Here is a 16,293-nt window from a genome sequence, read left to right on the forward strand (position 1 = left end):
CGCCCCGCAGCGCAGTCGGCCCGCGGGCGGTGTCCTACAGAACGTCCCCCACGGCGTCCCGGTGCTGCCCGGCCAGCGACGCGTACATCGTGCCGTTCAGCGTGATCCCCTGACGCTCCTCCTCCGTCAGCTCCCGCTTCACCTTCGCCGGCACCCCGGCGACCAGCGACCCCGGCGGCACCCGCATGCCCTGGGGGACCAGCGCCTGCGCGGCGACCAGTGAACCGGCGCCGATCACCGCGCCGTTGAGGACCGTGGCACCCATGCCGATCAGGCAGTCGTCCTCGACGGTGGCGCCGTGCACCACGGCGTTGTGCCCGACGGAGACGCGCTCGCCGACGGTGACGGGGAAGCCGGGGTCGGCGTGGAGCGTGCAGTTGTCCTGGACGTTGCTGTCCGCGCCCACGGAGATCCGCTCGACGTCGCCGCGCAGCACGGCGCCGTACCAGACGCTCGCCCCGGCGTGCAGCGTCACGTCCCCGACGACCGAGGACGTCGGTGCCACGAAGGCCCCGGCGTCCACCCGAGGGGCCTTGCCGCCGATGCCCGTGATCAGCGCCTTCTGCGTCATCTTCGCCTCCTGCTCGGTGTTGTACGGCACCGTACGCCACCCGGTGGGGTGAAGATCACAGCGCTCCCGCGTCCTGGGCGCACCACGCGCGGACTACCGTGAGCGGGTGCCGAAGCGCAAGAACACGTTCTCGTCCTGGCGGAGCCGCCTCGCGCAGCGGGCCGTCCACGCGGGCTGGGCCTGGGTGCAGCGCACCGGCTCCGTCACCGCGGCGCACCCCGGACGCTTCCGCTTCGGCGCGCTGGGCACGGGCACCCGGCTCGCCTTCCCGCTCGGCACGGTCTTCGGCGAGCCCTGGATCCACGTCGGCGCCCACTGCATCATCGGCGAGCAGGTCACGCTGACCGCCGGGCTCATGCCCGACCTCGACCTCGGCCCGGAGCCGATCCTGCGCATCGGCGACGGGGTCGTCCTCGGCCGCGGCAGCCACGTCATCGCGGACACCACCGTCACCATCGGCAGCGACTGCTACTTCGGCCCGTACGTCTACGTCACCTCCACCAACCACTCCTACGACGACCCGCACCAGCCCATCGGCAAGCAGTGGCCGCGGATGCACCCGGTGGAGATCGGCCCCGGCTGCTGGGTCGGCACCGGCGCGGTGATCCTGCCGGGCGCGCGGATCGGGCGGAACGTGGTCGTGGCCGCCGGCGCCGTGGTCCGGGGCACGGTGCCCGACCACGCCGTGGTGGCGGGCGCCCCCGCCCGCGTCGTACGGCGCTGGACCCCCGCCGAGGGCTGGCAGCCCCCGCTCAGGACCCCGCCTCCGGTGCCGATCCCCGACGGGGTCACGCCGGGGCAACTGCGGGAGCTGTCCCGGCTGGACGACGAGGCGGTGGCCCGGCTGGCCGAGACCGGCGACCCGCAGGACGCGGCGGGCAGGCTCGCCGAACCGGCCGCGGAGAGCTGAGCGGGCGCCTCGCAGTACAGTTCGGTGGACCTTCGGGTGCGGCGGACCACGGTTCACTCCTGCGCACCCTGTCCTGCACAGCGATGCACAAGTCCCTGGACGGAACGTGGCGGACCTCGACCTGCTGACCCAGTCCCTCGCGCGCAACGTCAAGCGCCGGCGCACCGAGCGCGGCTTCACGCTGGAGGCGCTGGCGGTGCGGGCCGGAGTCAGCCGCGGCATGCTCATCCAGATCGAACAGGCCCGCACCAACCCGAGCCTCGGCACCGTCGTGAAGATCGGCGACGCGCTCGGCGTCAGCATCGCCACCCTGCTCGACTGGGAGCAGGGCCCCACGGTCCGCGTCGTCCCCGCCGAGCAGGCCGTACGCCTGTGGCACACCGACGCGGGCAGCTTCAGCAGGCTCCTCGCCGGGGCGGAGGCACCCGGCCCGCTGGAGATGTGGGAGTGGCGGCTGATGCCGGGCGAGAGCAGCCCCTCCGACCCGCACCCCACCGGCACGGTCGAGCTGGTGCACGTCACCTCCGGGGAACTCACGCTCACCGTCGACGGGGTGGTCCACCGCGTCCCGGCGGGCGCGAGCGCCTCCTTCGAGTCGGACACCCCGCACACGTACGGCAACGAGGGCGACGGGCCGATGGAGATGATCATGGCGGTCTCGGTGCCGCCCGCCCGCTGAGACGGCCGTTCGCCGCGCCGCCCGCCCGCTGAGACGGCCGTTCGCCGCGCCGCCCGCCGTTGCTAGCGTGCGGCCATGCACGCACCCATCGGCACCTTCGACAGCGCCACGCCCGCCCCGCAATGCCTCGGCGAACTGACCCGCCCGGTCGCCGACGCCGTACGCCACTGGAACGGCACCGTGCCCGCCGACCAGATCCTCTACGTCGACACCGAACCCGAATGGGCCGACACCGCCACCTTCGTCGAGCACTACGGCCGCGAGCTGCTCGAACAGTCCGCCAACTGCGTGGTGGTCACCGGCAAGCGGGGCGGCGGCACGACCCTGGCGGCCTGTGTCGTGCTCTCCACCACCCGGGTCGACGTCAACGGCGTCGTCCGCCGGCACCTCGGGGCGCGCAAGGCATCCTTCGCCCCGATGGACACCGCCACCGGCGAGACCGGCATGGAGTACGGCGGCATCACGCCGGTCGGCCTGCCCGGCGACTGGCCCGTGCTGGTGGACTCGGCCGTCGTCGACCTGCCGTACGTCCTGGTCGGCAGCGGACGCCGGCGCGGCAAGCTGCTGGTGCCGGGCAAGGCCTTCGCGGAGCTGCCGGGAGCGGAGGTCCTGGAGGGGCTCGGCGCGCGGCTGGTCCAGGACTGAGCGGGGCCGTTCCTCCGGGACTGAGCGGGGTCGTCCCTCCGGGACCGAGCGGGGGTCGTTCCGTCCGGTCCGGGCAGGTGCGCGGTGAGTCCGGCCGGGATCAGCCCAGCCGCGGGATCTCGATCGCGGGGCAGCGGTCCATCACCATCTCCAGGCCCGCGGCCCTGGTCCGCCCGTACGCCGCCTCGTCGATCACGCCGAGCTGGAACCAGACCGCCTTGGCGCCCTTGGCGACCGCCTCGTCGGCGACCGGGCCGGCCAGGTCGCTGTTGACGAAGACGTCGACGACGTCCACGTCGAACGGGATGTCGGCGAGCGAGGCGTACCCCTGCTCGCCGTGCACCGTCTCCGCCTTGGGATGGACGGGCACGACGCGCTTGCCGAAGCGCTTGAGCACCTCGGCGACGCCGTACGCCGCGCGCTGCCGGTTGTTGGACAGGCCCACCACGGCCCAGGTGTCGCCCGACTCGGTGAGGATCTTGCGGACGGTTGCCTCGTCGCCGTACACCGGCGGCCTCCCTCGTGCTCACGGGCGGCCCGCGGGTCGGGCCGCCCGGTCGGGACAACGGACGGCGAGGTGCCGGGATTCCCCGTGCGGCGCGAGCGGCACGGCGCGCCTCCCAGTGCGCCGTCGCGCCGCGCCGCCTACGCTCGCCTCGTGCTGCGCATCATCGACGCCCGGACCGCAGAAGCCGCCCCCGCCGTGCCCGCCCGGCGGGCACCGACCCGTGTCGAGGCGCACGCGCCGGGGCGGGACGCCACCGCCCTGCGCGTCCTGCTCGTCGCGGACCTCCTGGTGCGTGCCCTGGAACTCGACGGCACTCCGGTGTGGGCCGTGCTGACGGGGGCCGAGAACGGGGCGCGGCTGCGCAAGGACGCCGCCGCCCTCGGCATCCGGCCCTTCGAGGACGGCGACGCCGCCGGCCGCGGGCCGGGCACCGGGCAGGGCGTCCGCGTCGTGGGGGAGGGTGAGGGCGGCGGCCTCCCGGACGTGGCGACGGTCGCCGTCGCTCCCGTGGACCCGGCCGAACCCTCTCTCGCCGACCCCGACGCCCTGCGCCTCGCCCTGCTGGAACGGCACCACCACGCGCGCGTGGAGCTCGGCGCGGCCGCACTGGACGAGGCCCGGGACACCCTCGCCCGGTGGCGCCGGGCGGTCGCCGACTGGGCCCGGCACCCCTCGCGTCCGGTCCCGAACGACGTGCGCGACCGGCTGCGGGCCGCCTGGGAGGACGACCTGGACGCCCCCGGGGTGCTGCGGGTCCTGCGCGCGGTGGAGAGCGACCCCGGCCTCGCGGACGGAGCCCGGTTCGAGATCTGCGCCTACGCCGACCGGTTCCTCGGCCTCCACCTCACCCGGGACGTCGGCACCGCGTACTGACCGCGTTGCCGGCCACCAGGACCGGCCCCAAGGATGCGGCACGGCGAGCGCATAGGCTGGCCGGATGCAGGACGAGTACCGAACGGTCGCCCGCGCGGGGGTGCACGAAACCGAGATCAACCGCTCGCGCTTCCTGTGCGCCCTCGCCCCGGCCGCCACCGAACAGGACGCCCAGGCGTTCATCGCGGGCGTGCGCAAGGAGCACGCGGACGCCACCCACAACTGCTGGGCGTACGTCATCGGCGCCGACGCCGCCGTCCAGAAGGCGAGCGACGACGGCGAGCCGGGCGGCACCGCGGGCGTCCCGATGCTCCAGATGCTGCTGCGCCGCGACATGCGGTACGTCGTCGCCGTCGTCACCCGCTACTACGGCGGTGTCAAGCTGGGCGCCGGCGGACTCATCCGCGCGTACGGCGGCGCGGTCGGCGAAGCCCTGGACGACCTCGGCACCCTCACCCGCCGCCGGTTCCGGCTGGCCACGGTGACCGTCGACCACCAGCGGGCCGGCAAGCTCCAGAACGACCTGCGCACCGCCGGCCGCGCGGTGCGCGACGTGCACTACGGCGAGGCCGTCACGATCGAGGTCGGCCTGCCGGAGGCCGACGTCGACACCTTCCGCTCCTGGCTCGCCGACGCCACGGCCGGATCGGCCGGGTTCGAACTGGGGGGAGAGGCGTACGGGGACGCCTAGTGCCGTGACCGTGAAGGTTCGCCGGGTCGGCCAGATTGCGGCACAGGTGGCACAGCGGACAGCGGACAGCGGGAATCGGCACGCGGCCGTAGTCGTGGATGGCTCTCGGCCAGTGACGAGTCTGAACGCAGGGGGAGTTGACGACGCACATATGGTGGAGGGGAAACGCATCAACGCCCGCTCCGGGCTGTGAGCCGGGCGGGCCGAACGGGGGGAAGAAAGGTGCGTGCCCGATGACGATCGGGCTCCTCTCCACGATTGCTGCTGTTTTCTACGGGGGCACGGTCTCGGTCCTCGCTCTGACGGCGACCTTTGCCCGGCGCGGCACACTGCGGCGTGAAGCGCGCAGCACCCTTGCCGTCCTGGTGCCGGGGAGGGCGGTGGAGCCGCAACAGGTGGACCGGACGGCAGCAGGTCCAAGCAGCTGAGCGGTTGCGTCACCGGGACACGGTTCCCGCCGGCCGAGGCCGGCGGCATCGTCGCCCGCCGGCAGCGCACCGAACTGGTACTGCCCCGGCGCACGATCTGTTTCACGGTCACGGAACGAGACAGAGCGGGACAACAGGGGTGTAGCGGTTCACAACGGCAGCACGGGCGGGGCGAAACGGGAGTTACCGACCGGGCTGTCGGACCCTCCCGTTAGTCTCGGGGACCATGCGACTCCTGCACACTTCCGACTGGCACCTCGGCCGGGCGTTCCACCGGGTCACCATGCTCGGCGCCCAGGCCGGGTTCGTCGGCCACCTCGTCGACACCGTGCGCGAGCACGCCGTCGACGCCGTGGTCGTGTCCGGAGACGTGTACGACCGGGCGGTGCCGCCGCTCGCCGCCGTAGAGCTGTTCGACGACGCCCTGCACCGCCTCGCCGACCTCGGCGTGCCGACGGTGATGATCTCCGGCAACCACGACTCGGCCCGCCGTCTCGGGGTCGGTGCCGGGCTCATCGACCGGGCCGGCATCCACCTGCGCACCGACCCGGCGGGCTGCGGCACCCCGGTGGTGCTGGCCGACGCCCACGGGGACGTCGCCTTCTACGGACTGCCGTATCTCGAACCGGCCCTCGTGAAGACCGAGTTCGGCGTGGAGAAGGCGGGGCACGAGGCCGTCCTCGCCGCCGCCATGGACCGGGTGCGCGCCGACCTCGCCACCCGCGCGCGGGGCACCCGTTCCGTCGTCCTCGCGCACGCCTTCGTCACCGGCGGCGAGCCGAGCGACAGCGAGCGGGACATCACCGTCGGCGGGGTCGCCGCCGTGCCCTGCGGCGTCTTCGACGGCGTCGACTACGTGGCGCTCGGCCATCTGCACGGATGCCAGACCCTCACCGAGCGCGTCCGGTACTCCGGCTCGCCGCTGCCGTACTCCTTCTCCGAGCACCGGCACCGCAAGAGCATGTGGCTCGTCGATCTGGACGCGGAGGGATCGGTGACCGCCGAGCGGATCGACTGCCCCGTGCCGCGCGCGCTGGCCCGGCTGCGCGGAACGCTGGCGGACCTGCTCGCCGACCCGGAGCTGACCCCGCACGAGGAGGCGTGGGTCGAGGCGACCCTCACCGACCCGGTCCGGCCGGACGAGCCCATGGCCCGCCTCGCGGAGCGGTTCCCGCACACGCTGAGCCTCCTCTTCGACCCCGAGCGCGCCCCCGACGAGCCCGGCGTGTCCTACGCCCGGCGGCTCGCCGACCGCAGCGACCAGCAGATCGCGGAGGACTTCGTGGCCCACGTGCGCGGCGCCGGGCCCGACGGCCACGAACGGGGCGTGCTCCGGGAGGCGTTCGAGGCCGTGCGTGCGGACGACACCGTGCGGGAGGTGGCCCGGTGAGGCTGCACCGGCTGGACATCACCGCCTTCGGGCCCTTCGGCGGCTCCCAGAGCGTCGACTTCGACGACCTCTCGGCCGCCGGGCTCTTCCTGCTGCACGGCCCCACCGGCGCCGGCAAGACCTCCGTCCTCGACGCCGTCTGCTACGCGCTGTACGGCTCGGTCCCCGGCGCCCGGCAGAGCGGCGGCCAGGGCATGACGCTGCGCAGTGACCACGCCGCCACCGGTACCCGCACCGAGGTGCGCCTCGAACTGACCGTCGCGGAGCGCAGGCTGGAGATCACCCGGCAGCCGCCCTGGGAGCGTCCCAAGAAGAAGGGCGTCGGCACGACCGTCGACAAGGCGCAGACCTGGCTGCGCGAGTACGACGCCAAGGCCGGTACCTGGAAGGACCTCAGCCGCTCCCACCAGGAGGTCGGCGAGGAGATCACGCAGCTCCTCGGGATGAGCCGCGAGCAGTTCTGCCAGGTCGTGCTGTTGCCCCAGGGCGAGTTCGCCCGCTTCCTGCGCGCCGACGCGGAGGCACGCGGCAAGCTGCTCGGCCGGCTCTTCGACACCCGGCGGTTCGCCGAGGTCGAGAAGCACCTCGCCGAACGGCGCCGCGGCACCGAGGCCCGGGTGCGCGAAGGGGACGCCGCGCTGCTGGCCGACGCCCACCGGATGCAGCAGGCCGCGGGCAGCGCCATGGACCTGCCGGAGCTGGCGCCGGGCGAGCCGGGCCTGGCCGACGCGGTGCTGGAAGCCGCCGCCCTCGCCCGCGCCACCGCCCGGGAACGGCTGGCGGTCGCCGACTGCCGCCTCACGGCCACCGAGTCCGCCCGGGACGCCGCCGAGCGCGACCTGGCCGACGCCCGCGAACTCGACCGGCTGCAACGCCGGTTCGCCGAGGCGCGGGAGCGGGCCGCACGGCTGGCGGAGCGGGCCGACGACCACCGCGCCGTGCGTGAGCGCATGGAGCGGGGCCGCAAGGCCGAAGCGGTGGCCCCGGCCCTGGAGTTGCGGGACGCCGCCGAGACGGAACACCGGCGTGCGGCGGCCGCGGAAGCCCGCGCGCGTGTCCCGCTGCCCCGGGCGCTCGCCGACGCGGGCCCCGCGGGACTCGCCGCCGCCGCCCGCCGGGCCGCCGAGGAACTGGGCGGCCTCGCCTCGGCCCGGCGTGCCGAGAGACGCCTCGCCGAGCTGGTCCGGGAACGGGAGGGCCTCGACCGGCAGGAACACGCCGACGAGGAGGTCCGGCAGGAGGCGGAGGCCTGGCTGGCCGACTGGGAGACCACCCGCGCCGGGCTCCAGGCCCGCGTCGACTCGGCGCAGGAGGCCGCGACCCGCGCCGAACAGCTCGCCGTGCAGCGCGATCCGGCGCAGCGGCGGCTCGTCGCCGCCCGGCGGCGGGACCGGCTCACCGACGACACGGAAGCGGCGCGGCGGCAGTCCCTCGCCCTCGCCGAAGCGGCCGTCGAGGCCCGCGGCGCATGGCTCGACCTCAAGGAACAGCGGCTGCACGGCATCGCCGCCGAACTCGCCGCGAACCTCACCGACGGCGCACCCTGCGCGGTGTGCGGCGCCACCGAACACCCCGCCCCCGCGCGCAAGAGCGCCGGACACGTCGACCGCGCGGCGGAGGAGCGCGCCCTCGCCGCCTACCAGGCGGCCGACGAGCGGCGCGCGGACGCCGAACGGCGCCTGGGCACCGTACGCGAGGCCCTCGCCGCCGCCACGGCGGAAGCCGGTGACGCGCCCACGGCGCGGCTGGCCGAGGAGGCCGAGGAGATCGAACGGGACTACACCCGCGCCCGAACGGACGCCTCCGGGCTGCACCCCGCGCAGGAGGCGCTGCGGCGGGCCGAGCACGAGCGCGAGGAGCGCGTCGCCGCCCAGCAGCAGGCCGCCGTCCGGTCCGCGTCCCGGGTCGAGGCACGCGAGCGGCTGGAGCGCGAACAGACGTCTCTGCAGGCGGAGTTGACGCGGGCACGCGGTGCCGCCGAGAGCGTGGAGACACGGGCGGCGCAGCTCGAGCGACAGGCCACGCTGCTCACGGAGGCCGCCGACACCTCCCGCGCCGCCGCGGACACCGCCCAGCGGCTCAAGGACGCCGACGCGCGGCTCGCCGACGCCGCCTTCCGGGCCGGCTTCGACACCCCGGCGGAGGCTGCCGCCGCCCTCCTCGACGACACCGCCCACCGAGAGCTCCAACGGCGGCTCGACGCCTGGCAGTCGGAGGACGCCGCCGTCCGGGCCGTCCTCGCCGAGGCCGACACGGCCGACGCGGCCCGGCAACCGCCCGCCGACCTCGCCGCGGCGGAGCGTGCCGCCGCCGACGCGGGCCGGCGCCTGCGCGAGGCCGCCTCGGCCCGTGACGCCGCCGCCCGGTGCTGCGCCGAGCTGGACCGGCTCTCCGCGCAGGCCGCCACCGCCGTGCGCCGGCTCGCCCCGCTGCGCGAGGAACACACCCGGGTCGCCCGCCTCGCCTCCCTGGCGGCGGGCACCTCCGCGGACAACGAACGCCGGATGCGCCTGGAGTCGTACGTCCTGGCCGCCCGCCTGGAGCAGGTCGCCGCCGCCGCCACCGCCCGGCTGCTGCGCATGTCCTCCGGCCGCTACACCCTCGTCCACTCCGACGACCGCACCGGGCGCGGCCGCAGCGGGCTCGGTCTGCACGTCGTCGACGCCTGGACCGGCCGTGAACGCGACACGGCCACGCTGTCCGGCGGCGAGACCTTCTTCGCCTCGCTCGCCCTCGCGCTCGGCCTCGCCGACGTGGTCACCGACGAGGCGGGCGGCGTCCGCCTGGACACCCTCTTCATCGACGAGGGCTTCGGCAGCCTCGACGACCAGACCCTCGACGAGGTCCTCGACGTCCTGGACGCACTGCGCGAGCGGGACCGCAGCGTCGGCATCGTCAGCCACGTGGCGGACCTGCGCCGCCGCGTCCACGCCCAACTGGAGGTCGTGAAGGGGCGGTCGGGTTCGCTCTTGCGGCAGCGGGGCGCCGGCTGAGCGTGCCCGTGCGGGCCCCGGCGGCCCCGGTCCGTTCCGGCGCGGACGCGGCCGACCGCGGTTGCCCGGCGGCGTGTAGGTTCTCCCGCATGGTGCGATACGCGGAGCCGGGCCGGGTGGAGTGGGTCGAGTCGGGCGGAGGGCCGCTCGTCGCGGTCCCGGAGACGGTCCTGCCGTTCTGGACCGGCGCCGACGGCGAGGAGACGGACTCCGACTACGACCGGGCCTGCGAGGTCGACGGCCACGTCGGGCTGCTTCCCGTCGGAGACTCCACCGCCCTGGTGCTCGGCGACGAACCCGCCGCCACCGCCTACCTGCCCGACCACGGCACCTTCGTGCGCTGGTGCGCCGCGGACTCCGAGGACGAGGTGCTGGCCGGTGTCCCCGCCGCCCTCGGTGCCGCCGAGTGGGAGCCCGAGGTGTCCTGGCGCGTGCCCGGCCCCGTGCTGCTGTTCGACGCCGCCTGGCCCGGCACCGCGTCCGACCGCGCCGGCCGGGCGCGGGTCGGGCTCCGGTCCGGCCGGTACGCGGTGCGCGCGGCGACGGTGCGCCCCGGGCCGGAGACCTGGCTGAGCCTCGTTCACCTGCGACGGCTCGCCGACCGGTGAGCCGCGCACGCGAAATCGACGTGCGCGGCGGGCCTCGATCCGCCCATCATGGGTGCCCATGCCACGACTTCCCCACCCCGCCCCCGAAGACCTGCGCCGTGACCCGCTGCCCCTGCGCGGCCGGACCGCCCTCGTCACCGGAGCCAGCCGGCGCCGCGGCATCGGCCATGCCGTGGCCCGGCGGCTCGCCGCGTACGGGGCGAGCGTCTACCTGCACCACCACGTGCCGCACGACGCCGCCATGCCCTGGGGCGCGGACCGCCCCGAGGAGGTGGCCGACTCCGTGCGCGCGGCCCTCGGCGACCCCGACGCCGCCGTGCACGCGGGCCCCGGCGACCTCACCCGCCCCGACGCACCCCGCGAACTCCTCGACACCGCCGCCGACGCGCTCGGCGGACGGCTGGACATCATCGTCGCCAACCACGCGCTCAGCGGCTCCGACGGCACCCTCGACACCGTCGACGCCGCCATGCTCGACGCGCACTGGCAGGCCGACACCCGCTCGGTCCTGCTGCTGATCCAGGCCTACGCCCGCCGCCGCGCCGCACTGCCGCCGCGCACGCCCGGCGGACGCGTCGTGATGATGACCTCCGGACAGGACATCGCGGGCGGCATGCCCGGCGAGATCGCCTACGCGTTGCAGAAGGGCGCGCTCGCCTCCGTCACGCGTTCCCTGTCGACGGCCCTCGCCGAGCACGCGGTCACCGTGAACGCGGTCAACCCCGGTCCCGTGGACACCGGTTACCTGACCGGGGAGGACCACGACGCCGTCGCCGCGCGCTTCCCCGCCGGGCGGTGGGGCGTGCCCGACGACCCCGCCCGCCTCATCGCGTGGCTGGCCACGGACGAGGCGGAGTGGGTCACGGGTCAGGTGATCGACTCGGAGGGCGGATTCCGGCGGTGACCGGAGGGGCCGGGGGGAACGGGCGTCACAGCCGCGACAGTTCGTCCACCAGGTCGTCCAGGCCCAGCGAGCCCTGGGAGAGGGCCGCCATGTGCCACGCCTTCAGGTCGAAGGAGTCGCCGTGCCGCTCGCGGGCCTTCTCCCGGCCGAGGAGCCACGCCCGCTCGCCGAGCTTGTAGCCGATCGCCTGGCCCGGGATCGTCAGGTACCGGGTCAGCTCGCTCTCCACGAAGTCCGCCGGACGGCTGCTGTGCGCGCCGAAGAACTCCTGCGCCAGCTTCGGCGTCCAGCGCTCACCCGGGTGGAACGGCGAGTCCGCGGGGATCTCCAGTTCCAGGTGCATGCCGATGTCCACGATGACCCGGGCCGCCCGCATCATCTGCGCGTCCAGGTAGCCCAGGCGCTGCTCGGCGTCCGTGAGGAAGCCCAGCTCGTCCATCAGCCGCTCCGCGTACAGCGCCCAGCCCTCGGCGTTGGCGCTGACCATGCCCACGGACGCCTGGTAGCGGGAGAGGTCGTCGGCCACGTGCGTCCACTGGGCGAGCTGCAGGTGGTGGCCCGGGACGCCCTCGTGGTACCAGGTGGACACCAGGTCGTACACGGGGAAACGGGTCTGGCCCATCGTCGGCAGCCAAGTGCGGCCGGGACGGGAGAAGTCCTCCGACGGGGACGTGTAGTACGGCGCCGCCGCGCTGCCGGGCGGCGCGATGCGCGACTCCACCCGCCGTACCCGCTCGGCGAGTTCGAAGTGGGTGCCGTCCAACTGCTCGATCGCCTGGTCCATCAGGCCCTGCAGCCAGTCGCGGACCTCGTCCACGCCCTCGATGTGCCTGCCGTGCTCGTCCAGGTGCGCCAGCGCCACCCACGGGGTCCGCGCACCCGGCAGGATCTTCTCCGCCTCCGTCTTCATCTCGGCCAGCAGGCGGTGGTACTCGGCCCAGCCGTACGCGTACGCCTCGTCCAGGTCCAGGTCGGTGCCGTTGTAGTAGCGCGACCAGCGGGCGTAGCGCTCGCGGCCCACCGTGTCCGGGGCACCCTCGATCGCGGGCGCGTACACGTCGCGCATCCAGTCCCGCAGCTCGACCACGGCCGCGGTCGCACCCCGCGCCGCCTCGTCCAGCTCCGCGCGCAGCGCCTCGGGACCGTCGGCGGCGAAGTCCTCGAACCAGCCGCGCCCCTCACCGGTGTCCGCCCACTCGCCGAGCTGCTCGACGAAGGTGGCGGTCGGCCGCGGCGCCGCGTACAGCTCGCGCTCCAGACCCAGCGACAGGGACTCGCGGTACCCCGCGAACGCCGCCGGAACCGCGCGCAGCCGCTCGGCGATCCGGGCCCAGTCCTCGTCGGTCTGCGTCGGGGTGAGGGTGAACACCTCGCGCACCGAGTGGGCGGCGGTGCCCATGTTGCCGACCGAGCGCAGGCCCTCGTCGGCCTCGTGCACCGCCAGTTCGGCCGTCAGGCGTTCGCGCAGCAGCCGGGCGCAGCGCCGCTCCACGTCGCTGTCCCCGCCGGGCCGGCGCTCCGCCTCGGCCAGCCGGGCGAGGGTGGTGCGGGCCAGCTCCGCGAGGGCCTCCTGCCCGGCGGGCGAGAAGTCGGGCAGACGGCTGGAACTCTCCGCGACGCCGAGATAGGTACCGGTGACGGGGTCGAGGGCGATGAGCTCGTCGACGTAGGCGTCGGCGACCTCGCGGGGCAGCGGGCTGTTCGTCTCTGACATGCGGTCATCCTCATACGGATACCGGTGCCGCGTCAGCCCGTCGGGCCCGCCCCGGCGGCGCGGGCGGCCGGATTTCGCTCAGGGCGTGTCCGTGGGCGCCGCCGGGGCCGGTGCGGGCGCGGCCGGCGGCAGCAGCGGGCCGCACTCCCACTGCTGGAAGATCAGCCGGGTCTCGACGCGGGCCACCTCCCGCCGGGACGTGAACTCGTCCAGGACCAGCCGCTGCAGGTCCGTCATGTCCGCGACCGCGACATGCACGAGGTAGTCGTCCGGGCCGGTGAGGTGGAAGACGGTGCGCGATTCGGGCAGCGCCCGGATCCGGTCCACGAACGGACCGACCAGCTCCCGCCGGTGCGGGCGCACCTGCACCGAGAGCAGGGCCTGGAGACCGCGCCCCAGCTTCGCCGGGTCCAGTTCGAGGCGGTGCCCGAGGATCACCCCGGCCCGCCGCAGCCGGGCCACCCGGTCCAGACACGTCGACGGGGCGACGCCGACCCGGCCGGCGAGATCGCGGTAGGTGGTCCGGGCGTCGTTCTGCAGCAGCCGCAGCAGGTGGAGGTCCACCGGATCCAGTACGACGGAATCGGCCATGGCCCGAACGTAGCACGGGGTTCAGCCCCTTCGGCCCGGCCGGTGTTCACCCTTCCGCCATGGACTCAGCGCGCACGCACACGTCACCACCCGACGACGTACGCACCACCGCACCCACGGGCAGGGCACTGGCCACCGAGGCCGTGCACGCCGGGCGCGACGACCTCGCCGCCCAGGGACTGCACGCCCCGCCCATCGACCTGTCCACGACCTACCCGTCGTACGACAGCCGCGGCGAGGCCGCCCGCATCGACGCGTTCGCCGCCACCGGCGCCGAGCCGGACGGGCCGCCGGTCTACGGCCGCCTGGGCAACCCGACCGTCGCCCGCTTCGAGACGGCGCTGGCCCGGCTGGAGGGGACCGGGGCCGCCGTCGCCTTCGCCAGCGGCATGGCGGCGCTGAGCGCGGTCCTGCTGGTCCGCGGCTCGATGGGGCTGCGGCACGTCGTGGCCGTACGGCCGCTGTACGGCTGCAGCGACCACCTGCTCACCGCCGGGCTGCTCGGGTCCGAGGTCACGTGGACCGACCCGGCGGGCGTCGCGGACGCGCTGCGCCCGGACACCGGCCTGGTCCTGGTGGAGTCGCCGGCCAACCCGACACTGGCCGAGGTCGACCTGCGGGCCGTGGCCCATGCCTGCGGGTCGGTGCCGCTGCTCGTGGACAACACCTTCGCCACGCCCGTGCTCCAGCGACCCGCCGAACACGGTGCCCGGCTGGTGCTGCACAGCGCCACCAAGTACCTCGGCGGGCACGGGGACGTGCTGGCCGGAGTGGTCGCCTGCGACGAGGAGTTCGCGGGGAGGCTGCGGCAGATCCGCTTCGCCACGGGCGGGGTGCTGCACCCGCTGGCCGGCTACCTGCTCCTGCGCGGGCTGTCCACCCTGCCCGTGCGGGTCCGGGCGGCGTCCGCCAACGCGGCCGAACTGGCCGCACGGCTGGCCGCCGATCCGCGGGTGGCCCGCGTCCACTATCCGCGCATCGGCGGCGCGATGGTCTCCTTCGAGGTCCACGGCGACCCGCACGAGGTCGTCGGCGGCGTCCGGCTGATCACCCCGGCCGTCAGCCTCGGCAGCGTCGACACCCTCATCCAGCACCCGGCGTCCATCAGCCACCGCATCGTGGACGCGGACGACCGGCGGGGCGCCGGGGTCGGCGACCGGCTGCTGCGGCTGTCGGTCGGCCTGGAGGACGTCGACGACCTGTGGGCCGACCTGGACCGGGCGCTGGGGGAGCGGCAGACCGGTGCGGTCACCCCGCGGGAGGCGCTGGCACCGGCCGAGTGACCCCGCCGCCGTGCCCGCGGCCCGTCACTCCCGGCCGGCCCGCTCCCCGTGCGGCAGTCGCGCCATGGACCGGGCCGCGGGGTCCAGGCGGGCCGTGACGACCAGGGTCCCCTCCTCGATCTGGTAGTCGAGGGGGAGGCCCAGGCCGCGCATCGCGGCGACCATGCCGGTGTTGGACGCCTGCGTGACCGCGTACACGCTCTCGCAGCCGGTCTCCGCCGCCATCGCGACGAGCCGCGCGAGGAGTTCCCCGCCGATGCCGCGGCGCTGCCACGCGTCCTCGACGAGCAGCGCGACCTCCGTCTCGTCCCCGTCCCACAGCAGGTGTCCGAGCCCTACGATCCGCCCCGAGGCGGTCTGCACGGCCAGGGTGCGGCCGAAGCGCGGGCCGAGCAGGTGGTTGAGGTACCGGTCGGCGTCCTTGACCGGGCCGTGGTAGCGCATCCCCAGGGTCCGCGCCGAGCACCGCTCGTGCATCGCCTTCGCGGCCGGGACGTCACGGGTGTCGGCCCGGCGCACGGTGATGTCGCTGCCCTCGGACAGCGTCAGCACGTCGCGGCCGCGCGGGATCCGCGGACCGAGCCGGGCGTCCAGCTCGACCAGTGCCCGGGCCCGCGCGAACTCGGCCGGAGTGAAGGGCAGATGGGGTCGTTCCACGCTGATCACCCCGCCCCCGGGGGCGCGCAGCCGCAGCACGGTGTCCTCGAGCACGCCCTCCGGCGGCACGGTCCCGCCGGCTTCGGTCCCCGGGGCGGCGGGCAGCGACCGGATGGTGCACCGGCCCAGCAACTGCCGCAGCACCAAAGGCAGTTCGGCCGCGTCCAGGGCCGTACGGGCGGCCAGGCCCAGCACCCGGGTCGGCGCGTCCACCAGGTCGTGCGCGTCCGCCCGCTCGGTCCAGGTCCGCGTACCGCCCGCCGTCGCCACCACCTCGGCCAGCCCGGCCCCGCTCAGCGCACCCGGCGCGCGGAGCAGGAACTCGTCCACGGTGCCCTCGGCCAGCGGGTGCGTCTGCAGGCTCAGGATGTCGACGCGCCGCTCGGCGAGGGCCGCGCACAGCACGGCCAGCGACCCCGGTGCGTCCCGGACCGTCGTCCGCAGCCGCCACAACGCGCTGTCGCCGCCCTCGTGTCCGGCCCGCCCGGGCCCGGCCGGCCGCACGGCGGACGGCGGCCGGGCGCCGGTATCGTCCCGCGGCGGCGCGTGCCCGTGGCGTCGTGACCGGCGGGCCCTCAGGCCCGCCGTGGCGATCAGCGCCGCCACCGAGGCCAGCACCATGGCGGGTACGGCGTTGCCGTGTCCGGCGAGGCTCGCCACGGCGTCCGTCACGTCAGACATGTCTCGACTCATGCACCCACTGTGCGCGAGCGGTGTTGCGTGATCGCGAACGCACTGTGACCGATGGGTAAAGAGCGATACCGGGGCATTCGGGAGGAGTCGGCCCGGGCCGGGGGGAGTGGGCGCGAGCCGACACGCCGCCGGAGCGCTGCCGGGGCCCCGGTCCC

At 75.2% G+C, this 16,293-nt stretch carries 16 protein-coding genes; 11 read left to right on the plus strand and 5 right to left on the minus strand.

What is annotated here, in order from left to right; all coding sequences use genetic code 11:
• Positions 1-34 precede the first annotated feature (34 nt).
• The gene (locus Sdi02f_RS25335; RefSeq protein WP_053664434.1) at positions 35-571 is read right to left on the minus strand and encodes a gamma carbonic anhydrase family protein; all 537 of its coding nucleotides are present in this window, start codon (positions 569-571) and stop codon (positions 35-37) included.
• A gap of 106 nt (positions 572-677) precedes the next feature.
• Here Sdi02f_RS25335 and Sdi02f_RS25340 point away from each other — a divergent pair, with 106 nt between their 5' ends.
• From Sdi02f_RS25340 to Sdi02f_RS25350, 3 genes are all read left to right on the plus strand, one after another.
• Positions 678-1,481, plus strand: coding sequence for an acyltransferase (locus tag Sdi02f_RS25340; protein WP_030401906.1), 804 nt, complete (start codon positions 678-680; stop codon positions 1,479-1,481).
• Between the two features lie 106 nt (positions 1,482-1,587).
• On the plus strand, positions 1,588-2,160 hold the full coding sequence (locus Sdi02f_RS25345; protein ID WP_030401905.1) for a helix-turn-helix domain-containing protein: 573 nt from the start codon (positions 1,588-1,590) through the stop codon (positions 2,158-2,160).
• Positions 2,161-2,235: 75 nt separating this feature from the next.
• Entirely contained in the window at positions 2,236-2,805 is a 570-nt protein-coding gene (locus Sdi02f_RS25350; protein ID WP_030401904.1) for a YbaK/EbsC family protein, read from the plus strand.
• 100 nt (positions 2,806-2,905) lie between these two features.
• On the opposite strand, the gene Sdi02f_RS25355 is transcribed toward Sdi02f_RS25350, so the two are convergent.
• Entirely contained in the window at positions 2,906-3,313 is a 408-nt protein-coding gene (locus Sdi02f_RS25355; protein WP_030401903.1) for a CoA-binding protein, read from the minus strand.
• Positions 3,314-3,463: 150 nt separating this feature from the next.
• On the opposite strand from Sdi02f_RS25355, the gene Sdi02f_RS25360 reads away from it, so the two are divergent.
• From Sdi02f_RS25360 to Sdi02f_RS25390, 7 genes are all read left to right on the plus strand, one after another.
• Positions 3,464-4,186 (plus strand): hypothetical protein, encoded by a 723-nt coding sequence (locus tag Sdi02f_RS25360; protein WP_053638329.1) that lies wholly within the window; start codon positions 3,464-3,466, stop codon positions 4,184-4,186.
• 64 nt (positions 4,187-4,250) lie between these two features.
• Positions 4,251-4,877: a YigZ family protein gene (locus Sdi02f_RS25365; protein WP_030401901.1), complete on the plus strand. Its 627-nt coding sequence runs from the start codon at positions 4,251-4,253 to the stop codon at positions 4,875-4,877.
• A gap of 233 nt (positions 4,878-5,110) precedes the next feature.
• Positions 5,111-5,305: a hypothetical protein gene (locus Sdi02f_RS25370; protein WP_031081930.1), complete on the plus strand. Its 195-nt coding sequence runs from the start codon at positions 5,111-5,113 to the stop codon at positions 5,303-5,305.
• A gap of 226 nt (positions 5,306-5,531) precedes the next feature.
• Entirely contained in the window at positions 5,532-6,695 is a 1,164-nt protein-coding gene (locus Sdi02f_RS25375) for an exonuclease SbcCD subunit D (RefSeq protein WP_108934076.1), read from the plus strand.
• Positions 6,692-9,688 (plus strand): AAA family ATPase, encoded by a 2,997-nt coding sequence (locus tag Sdi02f_RS25380; RefSeq protein WP_108934077.1) that lies wholly within the window; start codon positions 6,692-6,694, stop codon positions 9,686-9,688. The genes Sdi02f_RS25375 and Sdi02f_RS25380 overlap by 4 nt, the downstream gene beginning before the upstream one ends.
• Positions 9,689-9,777: 89 nt before the next feature.
• Complete coding sequence (locus Sdi02f_RS25385; RefSeq protein ID WP_108934078.1) at positions 9,778-10,296, plus strand: immunity 21 family protein; 519 nt, start codon at positions 9,778-9,780, stop codon at positions 10,294-10,296.
• 58 nt (positions 10,297-10,354) lie between these two features.
• Positions 10,355-11,200 (plus strand): SDR family oxidoreductase, encoded by an 846-nt coding sequence (locus Sdi02f_RS25390; protein ID WP_108934079.1) that lies wholly within the window; start codon positions 10,355-10,357, stop codon positions 11,198-11,200.
• 25 nt (positions 11,201-11,225) lie between these two features.
• On the opposite strand, the gene Sdi02f_RS25395 is transcribed toward Sdi02f_RS25390, so the two are convergent.
• Entirely contained in the window at positions 11,226-12,914 is a 1,689-nt protein-coding gene (locus Sdi02f_RS25395; protein WP_030401895.1) for a DUF885 domain-containing protein, read from the minus strand.
• Between the two features lie 78 nt (positions 12,915-12,992).
• On the minus strand, positions 12,993-13,505 hold the full coding sequence (locus Sdi02f_RS25400) for an Lrp/AsnC family transcriptional regulator (protein ID WP_030401894.1): 513 nt from the start codon (positions 13,503-13,505) through the stop codon (positions 12,993-12,995).
• Between the two features lie 59 nt (positions 13,506-13,564).
• Between Sdi02f_RS25400 and Sdi02f_RS25405 the strand changes: the two genes are divergently transcribed.
• Entirely contained in the window at positions 13,565-14,788 is a 1,224-nt protein-coding gene (locus tag Sdi02f_RS25405; protein WP_030401893.1) for a trans-sulfuration enzyme family protein, read from the plus strand.
• Positions 14,789-14,812: 24 nt separating this feature from the next.
• Here Sdi02f_RS25405 and Sdi02f_RS25410 read toward each other — a convergent pair whose 3' ends face one another.
• Positions 14,813-16,126 carry a GNAT family N-acetyltransferase gene (locus Sdi02f_RS25410; protein WP_108934080.1) on the minus strand — a complete coding sequence of 438 codons (1,314 nt, stop codon included), beginning with the start codon at positions 16,124-16,126 and terminating at the stop codon, positions 14,813-14,815.
• Positions 16,127-16,293 lie beyond the last annotated feature (167 nt).

It is taken from the genome of Streptomyces ardesiacus (assembly GCF_003112575.1).
Taxonomy (GTDB): Bacteria; Actinomycetota; Actinomycetes; order Streptomycetales; family Streptomycetaceae; genus Streptomyces; species Streptomyces ardesiacus.